Origin of the sequence: Nonomuraea sp. LP-02 (genome assembly GCF_036289125.1) — a bacterium.
In the GTDB taxonomy this organism is placed as follows: Bacteria; Actinomycetota; Actinomycetes; order Streptosporangiales; family Streptosporangiaceae; genus Nonomuraea; species Nonomuraea bangladeshensis.
Genome location: NZ_JAXCLK010000001.1, coordinates 2,190,484 through 2,207,767, shown reverse-complemented (window position 1 = coordinate 2,207,767; position 17,284 = coordinate 2,190,484). Strand labels below are relative to the sequence as shown.

Here is a 17,284-nt window from a genome sequence, read left to right as displayed (position 1 = left end):
CGCCTCCCGGGAGCCGGGCCGGGAGGCAGGGGCGGTGCGGAGGGTGCGGCGGGTGTCATGACCGGCGGATGCCGCCTCCCAGGGCCTGCTTGCGGCCGCACTCGACCCAGCGGCCCCATCCGCTGGAGGCGTCCGCGGCGCCGGGGGCGTCGGCGGTCCCGTTCATGGCGACGCACCTGCCGTGCGCCTTCACATACACCGGTCCCGCGTAGTACCGGAAGGCGCCCTCGTCCGGCTCGTCGCGCTGGGGGACGAAGAGGTCGGCGCGCACGCGAAGGGTCACCGAGGTCCTGGTAAGGGTGCCGACGTCGTATCTCTTCATGTTGACGGCGCAGTGCTCCCCGGTCAGGCCGTTGTAGAGCAGGAACACCTGACCGTAGAAGGTGTTCGTGTGGTCGGTCACCGACCTGGTGTGCTCGGACAGGACGTGGAAACCGCTGCCGCACACCCGCTCCGGGGTGTACCCGGCCGCGGCGGCGGGTGAGGCGGCGAGTGCGGTGGTGAGCACGGCCGCCGTGGCGAGCCGTGCGATGACGGATCCGGTCATGAAGTCCTCCCGTGGACGCTGGTCATCCGGCGACTCCGATGGTGAACGGCGCCGATGTTGTACGGGAGAGCCCCTGATCGATCGCGGACAAAGTGTTGTCCGCGGACAACTCCTTCTGTTGACTTGATCATCGGATGGAGGGAACGGGGGAGGAGGCGGCGGGATGAACCGCAGGGCGGGCAGGCCCCAGGGCGGCCCCCGCGGCAGCACGGAGCAGGCGAACGCGCTGGCGGAGTTCCTGCTGGCCCTCACGGCCGGGTCGACCGTCCGCGAGCTCGCCGCGCGGTATCACGTGGGCAAGACGCTCTGGGGCGAGTACCGCGCGGGCCTGAAGATCATCCCGCTGGAGCTGCTGAACCGGCTGGTACGGGACCACACACCGGACGAGGACACCCACCGGGCGCGACTGGCGACCGCCGCCCACCTCCACGCGGCGGCCACCGCCGCCCAGGTGCCGGCACCCATGCCGGAGGCGGCTGCTGGAGCGGAAGGCGGCAGGTCCGCGCCGGCGGGGGTCGCCGAGGCGGCCGGCGACCTCCACGAGGCGGCGGTGGGCGACCCGCCCGTGGGGGTGGCCGGCGGCCCGCTCGTGGCGGTGGGGGCGCGACGGCGGCGGTGGTCGCGTCCGCTGCTTCTGGCCGCCGGTGGCACCGCGCTCACGCTCCTCACCGCGCTCGTCGTGCTGCTCGTCCGGGGCCCGCCCCGTGAGGACGCCGTGTTCGCCGTGGGCCCGGCCGGCGTCGGCGTCTTCCGCTGGGACGGCACGGACGCGGCCGGGTGGACCAGGATCGGCGACGAGGCCAAGCGCCTCTACCTCGGGCCCGCGGGCCTGTTCGCGACCCGCTCCGACGACCGCCTCTACCGCTACGAGGGGGAGCCGGGCCGCTGGTCGCTGATCAGCGAGCCGGGCCGCGAGTTCGCGATCAGCGGCGAGCACGTCTTCCGGCTGGCCGCCGACGGCGGATCGGTCGCCGCGTGGGACGGCGAGGGCACGGCGTGGACCACGATCGGCGGCCCGGCGGCCCGCCTGTACGGCGGCGACCCCGGCCTGTTCGCGACCGAGCCGGGAACGGGCTTCATCTACCGGTACACCGGCCGCCCCTTCGCCTGGAAACGGATCGGCTCGGCGGGCTCCTCGTTCGCGCTCACCGGTGAGGACCTGTACGGCCTGACCCCCGACCGGACGCTGGTCAACCGCTGGCAGCCGGACGACCGGACCGAGCCCTGGCCGATCTGGGCGTACGCGGCCGGCGAGGCGGCGGAGCTGTGGGGCGGCAGGGCGGGCCTGTTCTCCACCGACCCGTCGCGCTCCCGGCTGCGCGTCCTCGCCGACGCCGACAACGGCGTCGCCGACCAGACCTGGCGGGACATCGGCCCGTCCGGGGCGGAGGTGGCGGTCGGCCGGCGCGCGGTGTACGTACTGAATGGGAACCGCTCGCGGATCCTGCGCTGGTCCGGCGGCGCCTGGCAGGACATCGGCGGCCCGGCCCAGACCCTGGCGGCGGGCTGAGGCGAGCCCTACTCGCCGTTCCGCCGGCGCACCATCTCCTCGATCCAGACGGGCGCGTACGGGGACGTGCACCCCGGCGAGACCGGGTAGTCCTTGAGCACCTCCAGGCGCTCGCCGATGCCGACGGCGCGGGCGCGGTGCTCGGGGTGCTCGATGCCGATCTGCGCCAGGCAGTGGTTCATCGCCCACTGCAGGCGGTCGGGTGCGCCCTTCATCCCGGCCTCGATGACGTCGAGCAGCCCCGCGAGGTCGAGACCGGCGGGCTTCTTCGCCACGCGCTCGGTGGTCAGCGCCCACCCGGCGCTCGCGACCACCGGGTCGGGGTCGGCGAGCCAGGCCAGCCGTAGCTCCTCGGCGTGCGGGCTCTTCTTCACCACGTAGTTGACGAGCCAGTCGTGCACCTTGGGCGCGCCCGCCTCGCGCACCATGGCGTCCAGCTCGTCGCGCTCGAACGCCTTGGGGCGGCAGATCAGGAGTGCCAGCAGCCGGGCCGCGGTGTCACCCGTCTCCCAGAGTCGGCGCGCGAGCTCCTGCTGCGTCTTCAGCCGCTTGGCGAGGGCGCGCAGCGCGCCGAGGTTGACGCCGTGATCGTCGCCGTGCCTCGCGTTGACCGCGCGGATCTTCGGGTCCTCCAGCGCGGCCAGCTCGGCCATCACCTCGGACACCGTCACTTCGGCCACCGTCATGCCGGTCTCCTGTCGTTTCGGTGCGAAATCCCGGGCTCTTCACAACAAATGCGCGGCGGTTCTCGATGATGTCCCTCGCCGGGACCGGGGTGTCACGGCGAGGGCGCGGAAGCTGATACAGGAGTGGCCGGCAAATGCGGTCACTTCTTAATGCTCGGCCTCGTACTGCTTGATCAGAGTCGCGGCAATCCGGCCCCGCTCGCTCACGGGCAGGCCCTGCGCCTTGGCCCACTTGCGGATCTCCGTGGCCTTCTCCCTGCCCATGTCACGGGCCGAACCGGCGCTCCCGCGACGGCCGCGCTCCTTGCCCGCGCGGACGGCGCGCGCCTTGGTGATGAAGGGAGCCAGAGCCTTCTCCAATTTCTCTCTGTTCTCGCCGGACAGGTCGATCTCGTAGGCGGTGCCGTCGAGAGCGAACCGCGTGGTGCCCTCCGCTTCACTGCCGTCGAGGTCGTCGAGAAAAGATTCCACGATGCGCTTCGCCATAAGGTGCTCCAAACCCCGATGTTGCTTGCGGATACTGTAGTCCCCTTCAGAGACACCCGCATCCTCACAAATGCCATGTCGCGAATAGTGGGCCGGGTCCGCGTGGCCCGCCGGACCGCGTCAAAGCGCGGGCCGCCCTTGACTCGCGATCTTCAGGGTTGCGCGAGTCGCGGTCCGTCCGCCGCGTCGATTCGCCTTTCCCCGGCGTTCACGGGCGTCCGGAGCCGCGGTCCGCCCGGGTCCGGAAGAACCATCGTGACCAGGAGAAAGGCGCGAGCGGCCAGGCGCCTCCGCCCGCGCGGGCCCGGCGTTCGGGCAACACCTGCGCGGGGTATGCGGGAATACGGGCATGTCGCGGGCCGCCCGCCCGTACGGACTCAGGAAGGCCGGCTGTTTCGGGCGTCGAGGCGCGCGGGCGGCAATCCCGTCCTGTTTCCGCCGAATCCGGAATTGAATCCGACTTCAAGACCCAAGTTCTCGTCCCTTCCTGTTCTCCCGGATCAGGAAGACCGCGGACGACACCAGCGCCCAGGCGGCCAGCACGAGGAACGGCATCAGCCGCTGATGCCCGCCGAAGTAGACGGCGGTGTGCTGGGCGTTGACCGAGGCGCCGGGCGGCAGCCAGCGTCCGATCACGCCCAGCGGCGACGGCAGCAGCGGCCAGGACACCGCCCCGCCCGACGAGGGGTTGCCGAGCAGCACCATCAGCCCCCACGTGGGCACCATCGCCCAGCGCCCCACGAGCGTGCGGAACATGGAGAACACCATCCCCGACGCGAACATGGTCAGCGCCAGGATGAACCAGGACTCCGGCAGCGGCAGCCGGAGCGCGCCGAGCACCCAGTCGACGGCGGCCACGATGGCGAGCGCCCCCAGCGCCGCGTACGCCCCCGTGAACGCGATGCGCTCCCACGGGGCGAGCCCGCCCGCGTTCGCGTTGAGCTGGACGGCCCCGACGAACCCGATGACCACGGCCGCGAGCGTGATGTAGAACAGCGCCAGCCCGCGCGGGTCGCCCCGCTGCAGCGGTTTCAGGTCCCGCACGGTCAGCCTCATGCCGACCTGCCGGGCGACCATGGGCGCGGCCTCGGTGAGCAGCTGCGCCACCGACGCGCCGGAGGCGCTCGACACGTAGAAGGTGGCGTCGTTCCCGTGCACGACGATGACGCCGAAGACCCGCTGTTCCTCGACCGCCTGCCGGGCCCGCTCGAAGGTGGGCTCGAAGGACAGGGCGAGCGAGGCGTTCAGCCGCTGCTCCAGGCCGGCGGCGAAGGCCTTGCCGCGTACGGTCTGATGGCTGATGCCCACCACCGCCACCGGCACGCGGTGCGGGGTGGGGGCGGCCATGGCGTAGGTGTAGGACCCGGCGAACAGCCCCGCGGCGGCGGCGACGATCAGCACGAGCACGGTCGCGGGGAGGAACGGTGATTCCCTGAAGTCCGCCCACCGCCGGCCCGTCCGGTCACGCATGCGCTCACGCTAAGCGCGCGATCGCCGCCGCCCGGCCGTTGACACGCCGCCCAAGGCGCCTTTCAGATTTCCCGGCAAAACCAGTAGGGAATATTGACTTATCGGTGACGTCGGCCTAGCGTCTGACGTATGAGGCAGGGTCTTCTCCTGACCAGGCGCTCCCACGTGGACTTCTGCCACGTCGCCAGCGCCCAGTGTCGCTGATCACGGTCGTCGGCGGGCCCGTACGAGCCCGCCCCGTCTTCATGTTCCCCGGCGTGGCCGCCGCAGCCCACGCCGCCGATCCAGGTCAACGCCGCGCGTCCCGGACGCCCCGGGCACGCGCGAGCATGCCGTTCGTCGTGAGGATCTCTCGTGATCAACTCTTCAGTCAGCTTCCCCCACCTCCCTTCCCGCGCACGGACGGAGGTGGCGGCATGACCGCGGCCCCGTCCGACCTCGCCGTCACCCCGGACCTGTTCCGCCGCGCGCTCGCCGTGCACGCCAGCGGCGTCGTCGTCATCACCGCCCAGCACGAAGGCCGGCCCGCCGGGCTGACCGCCACCTCCTTCTCCTCCGTCAGCCTCGACCCGCCCCTCGTCTCCTTCTACGTGGACCGTTCCTCCACCACGTGGCCGTCGCTGCGCGCCGCCGACCACTTCGCCGTCAACGTGCTGGCCCACGACCAGGCCGAGCTGGCCTCCCGCTTCGCCAGCAGGAACGTGGACCGCTTCGCCGAGCCCACCCGCTGGCGGCCAGGCCCCCTGGGCGCGCCGCTGCTCCAGGACGTCTCGGCGCACCTGGTGTGCCTGCCGTACGAGACCGTCGAGGTCGGCGACCACATCCTCGTCGTCGGGCTGGTCGTCGAGGCCGACCTGCGGGGCCCCGGCCGCCCGCTGCTCTACCACCAGGGCCGTTTCGGCCGTTTCCTGGCCCACCCCGAATCCTGACCTGGAGCCTCTCCGTGACCACCATCAGCACCAGGCAGCCGGTGTACGCGAGCCCCGTCGACCACGTCGCCTACGGCCACTACGGCTCCGGCCGCCTGCACCTGTCCCCGGACTGGAACCGCCCCCTCTACCCCTTCCAGGGCCGCGTCACCGCCGACGGCTCCAGCGGCTTCCGCGCCGAGCCCGGCCGCTACCACCTCTACGCCGCCTGGGTCTGCCCGTACGCCCACCGCGCCGCGATCGTCCGCAAGCTCAAGGGCCTGGAGGACGTCGTCTCCCTGTCGTACGTGGACGACGAGCGCGACGGCCGCGGCTGGGCCTTCCGCGAGCGCCGCGGCCCCGACCCGGTCAACGGCTTCACCCTGCTGGAGCAGGCGTACGACGCCACCGAGAAGGGCTATGGCGGCCACATCTCCGTCCCCGTCCTGTGGGACCGGGAGACCGGCCGCATCGTCAGCAACCACTTCCCCGACATCACCCTCGACCTGGCCACCCAGTTCGAGCGGTGGGCCACATCCTCGACCGACCTCTACCCGGAGGCCCTGCGCCCCGAGATCAACACGCTGAACGCCTGGGTCTACCACGACGTCAACGCCGGCGTCACCCGCGTGGCCCGCGCCGCCACCGAGGACGAGCGCGAGCGGGAACGCCACCGCGTCGTGGCCGCGCTGGAACGCCTCGACGAGCGCCTGGCCGAGCACCGCTACCTCACCGGCGACACGATCACCGAGGCCGACGTGCGGCTGTGGGTGACGCTGGCCAGGTTCGACGCCGAGCACAATCGCGGCCACCTGATCAGCGAGCGCGAACTGCCCGACTTCGAGCACCTGTGGCCGTACGCCCGCGACCTCTACCGGCTGCCCGCCTTCCGCGAGACGACCGAGGGGCTGCCCGCGTCCTGGGAGACGCCGCCGGGGTGGCGGCGATGAGCCGCCGGCGCGTGCACCTGGCCGCGCACTTCCCCGGCGTCAACAACACCACCGTCTGGGCCGACCCCCGCTCCGGCAGCCAGATCGACTTCGCCTCCTTCGTCCACCTGGCGAGGACCGCCGAGCGTGGCACGTTCGACTTCTTCTTCCTCGCCGAAGGGCTGCGGCTGCGCGAGCTCAAGGGCCGCATCCACGACCTCGACGTGGCCGGGCGGCCGGAGTCGCTCACCGTGCTCAGCGCGCTGGCCGCGGTGACCGAGCGGCTCGGCCTCGCCGGCACGGTCAACGCCACCTTCAACGAGCCGTACGAGCTGGCCCGCCGCCTGGCCACGCTCGACCACCTCAGCGACGGCCGGGCCGCCTGGAACGTGGTCACCACCTCCGACGCCTTCACCGGCGAGAACTTCCGCCGCGGCGGCTACCTCGACCGGGCCGACCGCTACCGGCGGGCCGCCGAGTTCGTCCGGCTCGCGGGCGAGCTGTGGGACTCCTGGGCGCCGGACGCGGTCGCGGCGGACCGCGCGTCGGGCCGGTTCCTCCGCGACGCGGGCGCCGTGGGCGAGGTGCGCTTCCACGGCGAGCACTTCGACGTCGAGGGCCGCTCCACCGTGCCGCGCTCCCCGCAGGGCCGGCCGGTGATCATCCAGGCGGGCGACTCGGACGAGGGCAGGGAGTTCGCCGCCGCCCACGCCGACGTGATCTTCACCCCGCACGGCTCGCTGGAGGACGGCCGCCGCTTCTACGCCGACGTCAAACGCCGGCTGTCCCGCTACGGCCGCCGGCCCGACCAGCTCAAGATCATGCCGGGGGCGACGTTCGCGCTGGGCGACACCGAGGAGGAGGCCGCCGCGAACGCCGCCGCCATCCGCCGCGCCCAGGTCGGGCCGCAGACCGCGATCGCGTTCCTGGAGCAGGTGTGGGGGCGGGACATGTCGGCGTACGACCCGGAGGGTCCGCTGCCGGACCTCGAACCCGACCTGTCCGAGGGCGTCTCCCAGGGCCGGGTGGCGATCAAGGACCGCGCCGCCGTGGCCGCCAAGTGGCGGGCGCTCGCCGAGGAGAAGCACCTGTCGATCCGCGAGCTGGTCATCGAGGTCACCGGGCGGCAGACGTTCGTCGGCACGCCGGAGTCGGTGGCCCGGCAGATCGACGAGCACGTCCAGGCCGAGGCGGCCGACGGGTTCATCCTCGTGCCGCACCTGACGCCTGGCGGCCTGGACGACTTCGTGGACCGGGTGGTGCCGATCCTGCGCGAACGCGGCGCGTTCCGTACCCACTACACCGGCTCCACCCTGCGCGAACACCTGGAGCTCACGTGACACTGCACCTCGCCGTGGCCCTGGACGGCGCCGGCTGGCACCCCGCCGCCTGGCGCGAGTCGGCGGCCGACGTCTTCTCCGCGCGGTACTGGGCGGGCCTGGTCGCCGAGGCCGAGCGCGGCCTGCTCGACTTCGTCACCATCGAGGACGCCCTCGGCCTCCAGTCCACCCTGACCGACGGCGCCGACGACCGCACCGACCAGGTGCGCGGCCGGTTCGACGCGGTGCTGCTCGCCGCCCGGCTGGCCCCGCTCACCAGCCACGTCGGGCTGGTTCCCACCGCCACCACCACCCACACCGAGCCGTTCCACGTCGCCATCGGCATCGCCACGCTCGACCACGTCAGCGGGGGACGGGCCGGCTGGCGGCCGCAGATCTCCGCCCGGTCCTTCGAGGCGCGGCACTTCGGCCGCCGCGTGTTCCCGCCCCTGGAGGAGGTGCTCAACCGGCCGGGCGGCGCGGACCTGTCCGCCCACCCGCACGTACGCGAGCTGTTCGCCGAGGCCGCCGACGCCGTGGAGGTGGCGCGGCGGCTCTGGGACAGCTGGGAGGACGACGCCGAGATCCGCGACGTCGCCACCGGCCGCTTCCTCGACCGCGACAAGCTCCACTACGCCGACTTCACCGGGCCGCTCTTCTCGGTCAAGGGCCCGTCGATCACGCCGCGCCCGCCGCAGGGGCAGCCCGTGGTGACCGCGCTCGCGCACTCCCGGCTGCCCTACGAGTTCGCCGCCGCGTCGGCGGACGTGGTCTACGTGACCCCGCACTCGGCCGAGCACGCCCGCGCCGTCGTCGAGGAGGTCAGGGGGCTGTCGGCGGACCTGAAGATCTTCGCCGACCTGGTCGTCTTCCTGGGGGCGGACGCCGCCCGGCGCAAGGCACGCCTCGACGAGCTGAACGGGGCCGAGCTCGTCTCCGACGCCGCGATCTTCACCGGCACCCCGGCCGAGCTGGCGGACGTGCTCCTGGCGTGGCGGCGCGCGGGCATCGAGGGGTTCCGGCTGCGGCCGGGCGCGCTGCCGTACGACCTGGAGCAGATCGCCCGCGGGCTCACGGCCGAGCTGCGCGGGCGCGGGGCCTTCCGGCACGCCTACGAGGCCGCGACGCTGCGCGGGCTGCTCGGCCTGCCGCGTCCCGCCAACCGCTACGCGGAGGTGTCATGAAATTTCTGCTCATCACGCTGATCGTGCACAACGATGACCGCTCACCCACCGAACGCTTCCGCGAGGTCGTCGGCAACGCGGTGCTCGCCGAGGAGCTGGGCTTCGACGGGTTCGGGGTGGGGGAGCGGCACGAGCGGCCGTTCATCTCCTCCTCGCCGCCCGTCGTGCTCAGCCACATCGCGGCGCTGACGTCCAGGATCCGGCTGTTCACCGCGGTCACCACGCTGAGCCTGCTCGACCCCGTACGCGCCTACGAGGACTACGCCACGCTCGACCACCTGTCCGGCGGCCGGCTGGAGCTGATCATCGGCAAGGGCAACGGCGCCGCCCAGGCCGAGCTGTTCCACGTCACCGCCGAGGACCAGTGGGAGCGCAACCGGGAGGGCTACGAGCTGTTCCGCCGCCTGTGGCGGGAGGACAAGGTCACCTGGCAGGGCCGCTTCCGTCCCTCGCTTACCGACGCCGAGACCTGGCCCCGGCCGCTGCAACGGCCGATCAGGGTCTGGCACGGCAGCGCCACCAGCAAGGAGTCGGTCGACCTGGCCGCCAGGTACGGCGACCCGCTGTTCTCGGCCAACGTCACCCACCCCATCGACCCGTACGCCGAGCTGATCGACCACTACCGCGAACGCTGGGCCTTCTACGGCCACGACCCCGCCGACGCCCTCGTGGGGGCCGGCAGCGCCGGCTACTACGCGGCACCCACCTCCCAGGAGGCGATCGCCACCTACCGGCCGGTCTTCGACGCCCGCGTCGAGTTCCAGCGGAAGCTGGGCCTGCCGGTGGTCTTCCCCACCCTGGAGGACGCCATCGAACGCAGCTCCATCCTGGTCGGCAGCCCGCAGCAGATCGTCGACAAGGTGCTGCGTTACCACAAGCGCTTCGGCCACGAGGTGATGCACCTGCACGCCGACGCCGACGGGCTCACCCAGGCGCAGCACCGGCGGGCGCTGGAGCTGTTCCAGGCCGAGATCGCGCCCGTGCTGCGCGCGGAGATCCCCAGCCGGCCGTTCCCCGCCGTTCCCGCCGCAGTCCCCGCGGCTGCGGTCGCCGTCTCCTCCAGGGGTGCCGCGTGACGCTGTCCATTCTCGACCTCGCCCCCGTCGTGTCGGGCGGCACCGTCGCGCGGGCGCTGCGCGACACCATCGACCTGGCCAGGCGCGCCGAGGGCTTCGGCTACCGCCGCTACTGGCTGGCCGAGCACCACTTCGCGCCCGGCGTGGCCAGCTCCGCCCCGGCCGTGCTCATCGCCCTCGTGGCCGCGGCCACGAGCACGATCCGCGTCGGGTCGGGGGCCGTGCAGCTCGGGCACCAGACGCCGCTGTCGGTGGTCGAGCAGTTCGGCCTCATCGACGCGCTGCACCCCGGCCGGATCGACCTCGGCATCGGCCGCTCCGGCCAGCGCCGCGCCGAACTCGCCGCCGAAGCCTCCGCCCCGCCGCCGGAGCCGCGTGCCGCCGAGCCTGCCGGCGGGCCGCCGGGCCCCCGCGCCGCCGAGGCGTCCGCCGGCCGGACGCCGGGGCCGCCGGCTGGCGAGATCGTGGACGGGCTGCTCATCCCGCCGCCGTTCGACTACTCCCGCCTGGCGCTGCACCCCCAGCTCGCCCACGCCGCCACCCTGCTGCAGCAGCCGGGCGCGCGGACGCCGGACTTCGCCGGCCAGATCGACGACGTGCTCGCCTTCCTGGCCGGCACCCACGAGGTGCGGGCCGTGCCCGGCGACGGCGCCGACCTGGAGGTGTGGATCCTCGGCAGCAGCGGCGGGCAGAGCGCCCAGGTCGCGGGGGAGCGGGGGCTGCCGTTCGCGGCCAACTACCACGTCAGCCCCTCCAGCGTGCTGGAGGCCGTCACCGCCTACCGGGAGGCGTTCAAGCCCTCCGCCACGCTGGCCGAGCCGTACGTCATGGTCTCCGCGGACGTGGTCGTCGCCGCGGACGAGGCCAGGGCGCGTGAGCTGGCCAAGGGCTACGACCTGTGGGTACGCAGCATCAGGACCGGCGCGGGCGCGATCCCGTACCCGACCGCGGCCGAGGCCGACGCCCACGTGTGGACCGACGACGACCGCGCGCTCGTCCAGGACCGGCTCGACACCCGGTTCGTCGGCTCGCCCGGCCAGGTCGCCGACGGGCTGCGCGTGCTGCGCCGGGTGACCGGGGCCGACGAGCTGCTCGTCACCACCATCACCCACGACCACGAGGACCGCGTGCGCTCGTACGAACTGCTCGCCGACGCCTGGGACCGCCCGTGAGACGCCTCGCCCCCGCCGCCGTCCTGGTAGTGGCCCTCGCCGGCTGCGGCACGCCGGCCGCCGAGCAGGCCGCCCCCGCCACGCTCACCTGGGCCGTCGAGACGCAGCCCATCACGCTCAACCCCCAGCAGTGGTCGCAGAACAAGGCGAGGCTGCTGGTGTTCAACCAGTTCGACGCGCTCCTCGCCAAGGGCGAGGACGGCTCCTACCACCCCTGGCTGGCCACGTCGTGGACGGTGTCGGACGGCGGGCTGACGTACACGCTCGACCTGCGCGAGGACGTCACCTTCCACGACGGCGCGACGTTCGACGCCGCCTCCGTCAAGGCCAACCTCGACCAGTTCCTCGTGCCCGGCTACAACGCGGCCGTGGCCGCCATCCAGCTCAGGTCCTTCAAGGAGGCCGAGGTCGTCGGGCCGCACCGGCTCAAAATCACCCTCAAGGAGCCGGACGGGCTGTTCCTGGACTTCCTCGCCTCGCCGTACGCGGGGCAGATCTCGCCGAAGTCGCTCAAGAGCGCCAAGGACCTCAAGTTCGGCGGGCCCGACCTGGTCGGGACCGGGCCGTTCATCCTCGACCGGTACGTCCAGGGCCAGGAGATCCACTACCGCCGCAACCCCGCCTACCGCTGGCCGCCCGCCGGAGCCGCGCACCAGGGCCCCGCCCACCTGGCCGAGATCACCTACCGGTTCCTGCCCGAGGCCGCCGTGCGGGTCGGCGCGCTCACCTCCGGCCAGGTCCAGGTCATCGAGGGGGTGCCCGCCACCGAGGTCGCCCTGATCGAGAAGGACCCGTCCCTGGCGCTGCACACGTCGCTCAACTCCGGCACCTCCTACTCCTACTACTTCAACACCTCGCACCCGCCCTTCGACGACAAGCGGGTGCGCGAGGCGTTCCGCGAGGCCGTGGACGTGGACGCCGTGCTGCGCTCCGTCTACCGGGGCACCGCCACCAGGGCGTGGAGCGTCGTCGGCCGGCGCAGCCCCTTCTACGACGCCTCGCTGGAGGGCTCCTTCGGCGGCGACGTCGCCAAGGCCAACGCCCTGCTCGACGCCGCCGGCTGGACCGGCCGCGACGCCGAGGGCTTCCGCGTCAAGGACGGCAAGCGGCTCACCGTGCGCGAGGTCGCCTCCGCCCCGTACATTCGCGACCGCAGGGACGTCCTCGCCCAGGCGATCCAGGCCCAGGTCAAGCAGAACGCGGGCATCGACTTCCAGGTGCGGATCGTCGACCAGGGCAGCGCGCAGAAGGCCCTGGATGAGGACGCGTACGAGCTGTTCGGCAACTCCCGCGGCGACGCCGACGCCGGGGCCGCGCTCAACCTCATCCTGCCGGCGAAGGCCGCCATCAACCGCACCCACTTCTCCGACCCGCGGGTGGACAAGTGGCTGGCCGCCGCCTCGGCCACGTCCGAGCAGGCCGCGCGGAAGAAGCTCTACGCCCAGGTGCAGCGGGCCGCCGTGAAGGAGCACGCCGTGGTGTTCCCGATCTACGTCCCGGCCGACCAGCTCGCGGCCAGCCGCAACGTGCAGGGGCTCGGCTTCGAGCCCGCCTCCGGCACGCCCGCGAGCGCGTACGACGTCCGGATCGGCACATGATCAGACGGCTCGGCGCGGGGCTCGCGGTGCTCTGGGCCGCCGCCACCGCCTCGTACGTCGCCCTGCTGCTCGCGCCGGGCGACACCGTGGACATCCTGGTCGGCGACGGCCCCGACACGCCGGAGATCCGGGCCGGGATCATCGCCGAGTGGGGGCTCGACCGGCCCGAGATCGTCCAGTACCTGTCCTACCTGTGGCGGCTGCTGCACGGCGACCTCGGCCGCTCCTACCAGGCGCAGCGCGGCGTCGGCGAGATCCTGGCGGGCCAGGTGGGGCCGACCGCGCAGCTCACCCTCGCCGCGGCGGGCATCGGGGTGCTGCTGGCCGGGGTCATCGCGCTCGCCACGGCGGGCCGGGGCAGGTGGGCGCGCGGCGCGGCCTCGGCCGCCGAGCTGGTGGCGGTGTCGGTGCCGCCGTTCCTCATCGGGATCGTGCTGCTGTCGATGTTCTCCTTCACACTCGGCTGGTTCCCGGTCTCGGGTGCGCAGGGGCCGCGGGCGCTGGTGCTGCCGGCGCTCGCGCTCGGCCTGCCCATCGCCGGCGTGCTCGGCCAGGTGCTGCGCGGCGGGCTGGAACGGGCGCTGGAGCAGCCCTTCGCGGTGACGGCCAGGGCGCGCGGCCTCACCGAGCGCGCCCTGGTCGCCCGGCACGCGCTGCGGCACGCGCTCATCCCTGCCGTGACGCTGGCCGGCTGGTTCACCGGCACGCTGCTGGGCGGCGCGGTGATCACCGAGATCCTGTTCGGGCGGCCGGGGCTCGGCCAGGTGGCCATGCAGGCGGTGACCGGCCGCGACATGCCCGTCGTGATGGCCGTGGTGCTGCTGTCGGCCGTCGTGTACGTGACCATCAGCACCCTGCTCGACCTGGCCTACCGGGCCATCGACCCGAGGATCCGGGCATGAGCGCCCTCACCCGGGACGCGCACCTGGAGGTCCGGCCATGAGCGTGCTCACCCGGAACGCGCCGCCCCTGCGGATCCCGCCCGCCGCGGCGCTCCTGCCGGTGGCGTTCCTGGCCCTGCTCGCCGTGGCCGTGGCCGCGCCCGGCCTGCTCACCGCGGCCGACCCGCTGGCCGCCGACCCGCTGGCCGCGCTTGCCCCGCCCGGCGGCGCCCACTGGCTCGGCACCGACCACCTCGGCCGCGACGTGCTGGCCAGGGTCGTCCACGGCGCCCGGCACTCCATCAGCATCGGCGTGGCCGCGACCGCGCTCGCCGTCACCGGCGGCGTGCTGCTCGGCCTGGCCGCCGGGCTGTCGCCGCGATGGCTGGAGGAGACGCTGACCCGCGCGTTCGACGTGCTGTCCACGCTGCCGGAGCTGCTGCTCGCGCTGCTCGTCGTGGCGATCACCGGCCCCGGCACGGGCAACGTCATCCTGGCCATCGCCGTCGCCCAGATCCCCACCTACGCCCGCGTGATCCGCGCCCAGACCTTCGTCGTCCGCCGCTCCGGCTACGTCGAGCAGGCCGTCACCTTCGGCCGCCCCCGTACCGCGATCATCGCCGGGCACGTGCTGCCCAACGTGCTCGGCCCCATACCCGTGCTGGCCACGATCGGGCTCGGCACGGCGATCATCGCCGGCTCCGGCCTCAGCTTCCTCGGCATGGGGCCGCAGCCGCCCGCCGCCGAGTGGGGCGCGATGCTCTCCGAAGCCCGCAACTACCTGCGGGTCGCCTGGTGGGAGGCGGTCTTCCCGGGCCTCGCGATCACGCTCACCGTCGTCTGCCTGACCGTCGCAGGGCGCCGCCTGCAGCGCCGTTTCGAAGGGAGAACCCCATGACGTCACCGCTGGTGGACGTACGGGACCTGCGGGTGGGCTTCGGCCCGGCCGAGGTCGTCCGCGGCGTCTCCCTGTCCGTGGAGCCGGGCGAGTGCGTGGCGATCGTCGGCGAGTCGGGCTCCGGCAAGAGCGTCACCGCCCGCGCCCTGCTCGGCCTGGCCGGGCCGGGCTCCGCCGTGCGCGCCGCGTCGTTCCGCGTCGCCGGGCGCGACGCGCTCGCCTTCACCCCGGCCGACTGGCGGCGGCTGCGCGGCGGGTTCGCCGGGCTCGTCCTGCAGGACGCGCTGGTCTCCCTCGACCCGCTGCGCACGGCGGCGGCCGAGATCGCCGAGGTGCTCGCCGTCCACGACGTCGTGCCCCGCGCCCGCCGCGCCGAGCGGGTGCTGGAGCTGCTCGACGCCGTGGGCGTGCCCGAGCCCGCGCTGCGCGCCGGGCAGCGCCCCCACCAGCTCTCCGGCGGGCTGCGGCAGCGCGTGCTCATCGCCTCCGCCATCGCCGCCGACCCCGCCCTGATCATCGCCGACGAGCCCACCACCGCGCTCGACGTCACCGTGCAGGCCCAGATCCTGCGCCTGCTCGCCGACCGCAAGGCCGCGGGCACGGCGCTGCTGCTGATCAGCCACGACCTGGCCGTGGTCGCCGCCGTCGCCGACCGCATCCTCGTCATGAAGGACGGCCTCGTCGTGGAGGAGGGCCCGGCCCGGCAGGTGCTGGCCGCGCCCGCGCACGACTACACCAGGACGCTGCTGGCCGCCGTGCCCTCCGCGGCCTCCCGAGGCACCCGGCTCACCACCGGCACGCCGCGCACCCGCCCCGCCCCGAACCCGTCCGCGCAGGTCCTCGCCGCGACCGCGCTCAGCCACTCCTACGACCGGCGCCCCGCCGTGGCCGAGGTCTCCTTCACCCTCCACGAGGGGGAGACGCTCGGCGTCGTCGGCGAGTCAGGCTCGGGGAAGAGCACGCTGGCCCGCCTCGCCCTCGCCCTCCTCGAACCCGCGCACGGCCGCGTCGCCCTGCACCAGCGGCAGTGGAGCCACGTGCCGGAACGCGCCCGCCGCCCCCTCCGGCACCGCGTCCAGCTCATCTCCCAGAACCCGCTCGACTCCTTCGACCCCCGCCACACCGTCGGCCGCCTCATCGCCGAGCCGCTGCGCCTGCCCGCGAGGGAACGCCGCGAACGGGTGCTCGACCTCCTGGATCGCGTCGGCCTGCCGCCCCGGACGGCCGACCGCCATCCGCGCGAGCTGTCCGGCGGCCAGCGCCAGCGCGTCGCCATCGCCCGCGCCCTCGGGCCGCGCCCCGACGTGCTGGTGTGCGACGAGCCGGTCTCGGCGCTGGACGTCTCCGTCCAGGCGCAGGTCCTCGACCTGCTCGCCGACCTCCAGGCCGAGTACGGCACCGCGATGGTCTTCATCTCGCACGACCTGGGCGTGGTGCACCACGTCGCGGACCGGGTGCTGGTCATGAAGGACGGCCGGGTGGTGGAGGAGGGGGACGTCGAGGACGTCTTCACCCGGCCGCGCCACCCGTACACGCGGGCCCTGGTCGCGGCGGTGCCCCGGCTGGAGGTGCCGGCGGCGTGAGAGCCCCGCCCGGCCGAGGGGCGGCCTCCGCCACCGTGAGCGGCGACCCCGGCCCGGCGGGCCGACTCACTGGGCCGGGGTGCGGGTGAGGTGGGCGCGGAGCGCGGCGGCGCCGGACTCGGCGAGCCAGCCGGCGAAGGTGCGCAGCCCTGGATGGACCACGCGCAGCGCCTCGATGTCGGCGTGCCAGCGGTGACCGGCCTGCCAGCGCCTGCCGGTCTCGGCGATCTCCGGACCGAGCCGGGCGAGCTCGTCGGCGGTGAGCTGCTCGTACCGGACCGGGACGCCGGTGGCCTCGCTGATCGCGGCGGCGGCGGCCACCGGCGTGGGATCGTCGCCCGCCAGTTCGAGGGTCCGGCCGGCGAACCTGGCGGGGTCGGCGAACGCGAGCGCGGCGAACTCGGCGACGTCCTCCAGAGCGATGACCTGCATGGGCTCGTCCGGCGGGAAGAGGTGCCGGTGCACGCCGCCGGAGATGCCGTCGATCCCGGCGATCCCGGCGGCGAGATAGTTCGTCATGAACCGGACCGGGCGCAGCACGGTGGGCAGCGCGACGCGGTCGCGCAGGTACTCCTCGATCAGCGCCTTGCCCGCCGACCCCCGCGACACGGCCGACGCCGAGGCTACTGTGCTGAACACGACCTGCTCGACCCCCGCTTCGGCCGCCGCGTCGATCAGCGCCCGGCCGCGGGCCACCTCGAGAGCCGTGTCGTGCCCGTCCGGCCCGAAGGCCACCGGCGGCACGCCGAACACGGCGGCCACGCCGTCGAGCGCGGGCGGCAGGCTCGCCGGGTCGTCGAAGTCGCCGCGTACGAGCTCGGCACCCGCCGCGGCCAGCGCAGTGGCGGCCGGCGCGGTCAGGTCGCGCACCAGCGCGCGGACCCGCCGGCCGCCGGCGAGCAGGCGGCGCGCGGTGGCACCGCCCTGCTTGCCGGTGGCGCCGGTGACGAGGATGGGGGCGTCGGTGGTGTTCGGTGTCGCGGTGGTCATGGTGCCCTTTCCATAGAGCGCGGGATACTGGCGCGGTCCGGAATGCT

16 protein-coding genes are annotated in these 17,284 nt (G+C 73.8%); 11 read left to right on the top strand and 5 right to left on the bottom strand.

The window, feature by feature from the left end; all coding sequences use genetic code 11:
* Nucleotides 1-55 precede the first annotated feature (55 nt).
* Entirely contained in the window at nt 56-547 is a 492-nt protein-coding gene (locus SMD20_RS10190; protein ID WP_329578172.1) for a hypothetical protein, read from the bottom strand.
* A 163-nt stretch (nt 548-710) separates the two neighbouring features.
* Between SMD20_RS10190 and SMD20_RS10185 the strand changes: the two genes are divergently transcribed.
* Nucleotides 711-2,057: a hypothetical protein gene (locus SMD20_RS10185; RefSeq protein ID WP_329578169.1), complete on the top strand. Its 1,347-nt coding sequence runs from the start codon at nt 711-713 to the stop codon at nt 2,055-2,057.
* An 8-nt stretch (nt 2,058-2,065) separates the two neighbouring features.
* On the opposite strand, the gene SMD20_RS10180 is transcribed toward SMD20_RS10185, so the two are convergent.
* From SMD20_RS10180 to SMD20_RS10170, 3 genes are all read right to left on the bottom strand, one after another.
* On the bottom strand, nt 2,066-2,743 hold the full coding sequence (locus tag SMD20_RS10180) for a DNA alkylation repair protein (protein WP_329578167.1): 678 nt from the start codon (nt 2,741-2,743) through the stop codon (nt 2,066-2,068).
* A 147-nt stretch (nt 2,744-2,890) separates the two neighbouring features.
* Nucleotides 2,891-3,229: a histone-like nucleoid-structuring protein Lsr2 gene (locus SMD20_RS10175; RefSeq protein ID WP_329578165.1), complete on the bottom strand. Its 339-nt coding sequence runs from the start codon at nt 3,227-3,229 to the stop codon at nt 2,891-2,893.
* A 462-nt stretch (nt 3,230-3,691) separates the two neighbouring features.
* Entirely contained in the window at nt 3,692-4,699 is a 1,008-nt protein-coding gene (locus tag SMD20_RS10170) for an ABC transporter permease (RefSeq protein WP_329578163.1), read from the bottom strand.
* Between the two features lie 416 nt (nt 4,700-5,115).
* Here SMD20_RS10170 and SMD20_RS10165 point away from each other — a divergent pair, with 416 nt between their 5' ends.
* Genes SMD20_RS10165 through SMD20_RS10120 form a run of 10 tightly spaced genes read left to right on the top strand, consistent with a single transcriptional unit; the run spans nt 5,116 to nt 16,247 of the window.
* Entirely contained in the window at nt 5,116-5,628 is a 513-nt protein-coding gene (locus SMD20_RS10165; RefSeq protein WP_329578160.1) for a flavin reductase family protein, read from the top strand.
* 14 nt (nt 5,629-5,642) lie between these two features.
* A complete protein-coding gene (locus SMD20_RS10160) occupies nt 5,643-6,557 on the top strand; it encodes a glutathione S-transferase C-terminal domain-containing protein (protein WP_329578157.1) in 915 nt (304 codons plus the stop codon).
* Nucleotides 6,554-7,876 carry an NtaA/DmoA family FMN-dependent monooxygenase gene (locus SMD20_RS10155; protein WP_329578154.1) on the top strand — a complete coding sequence of 441 codons (1,323 nt, stop codon included), beginning with the start codon at nt 6,554-6,556 and terminating at the stop codon, nt 7,874-7,876. The genes SMD20_RS10160 and SMD20_RS10155 overlap by 4 nt, the downstream gene beginning before the upstream one ends.
* Nucleotides 7,873-9,039: an LLM class flavin-dependent oxidoreductase gene (locus tag SMD20_RS10150; RefSeq protein WP_329578151.1), complete on the top strand. Its 1,167-nt coding sequence runs from the start codon at nt 7,873-7,875 to the stop codon at nt 9,037-9,039. The genes SMD20_RS10155 and SMD20_RS10150 overlap by 4 nt, the downstream gene beginning before the upstream one ends.
* Nucleotides 9,036-10,115: an LLM class flavin-dependent oxidoreductase gene (locus SMD20_RS10145; protein WP_329578149.1), complete on the top strand. Its 1,080-nt coding sequence runs from the start codon at nt 9,036-9,038 to the stop codon at nt 10,113-10,115. Before SMD20_RS10150 ends, SMD20_RS10145 begins: the two co-directional genes overlap by 4 nt.
* Entirely contained in the window at nt 10,112-11,287 is a 1,176-nt protein-coding gene (locus tag SMD20_RS10140; protein WP_329578147.1) for an LLM class flavin-dependent oxidoreductase, read from the top strand. The genes SMD20_RS10145 and SMD20_RS10140 overlap by 4 nt, the downstream gene beginning before the upstream one ends.
* Nucleotides 11,284-12,885 (top strand): ABC transporter substrate-binding protein, encoded by a 1,602-nt coding sequence (locus SMD20_RS10135; protein WP_329578145.1) that lies wholly within the window; start codon nt 11,284-11,286, stop codon nt 12,883-12,885. The genes SMD20_RS10140 and SMD20_RS10135 overlap by 4 nt, the downstream gene beginning before the upstream one ends.
* On the top strand, nt 12,882-13,787 hold the full coding sequence (locus SMD20_RS10130; protein WP_329578142.1) for an ABC transporter permease: 906 nt from the start codon (nt 12,882-12,884) through the stop codon (nt 13,785-13,787). The genes SMD20_RS10135 and SMD20_RS10130 overlap by 4 nt, the downstream gene beginning before the upstream one ends.
* Before the next feature lie 37 nt (nt 13,788-13,824).
* The gene (locus SMD20_RS10125; protein WP_329578139.1) at nt 13,825-14,664 is read left to right on the top strand and encodes an ABC transporter permease; all 840 of its coding nucleotides are present in this window, start codon (nt 13,825-13,827) and stop codon (nt 14,662-14,664) included.
* Entirely contained in the window at nt 14,661-16,247 is a 1,587-nt protein-coding gene (locus SMD20_RS10120; protein ID WP_329578137.1) for an ABC transporter ATP-binding protein, read from the top strand. Before SMD20_RS10125 ends, SMD20_RS10120 begins: the two co-directional genes overlap by 4 nt.
* A 66-nt stretch (nt 16,248-16,313) precedes the next feature.
* Here SMD20_RS10120 and SMD20_RS10115 read toward each other — a convergent pair whose 3' ends face one another.
* Nucleotides 16,314-17,237 (bottom strand): NmrA/HSCARG family protein, encoded by a 924-nt coding sequence (locus SMD20_RS10115; protein ID WP_329578135.1) that lies wholly within the window; start codon nt 17,235-17,237, stop codon nt 16,314-16,316.
* Between the last annotated feature and the right edge of the window lie 47 nt (nt 17,238-17,284).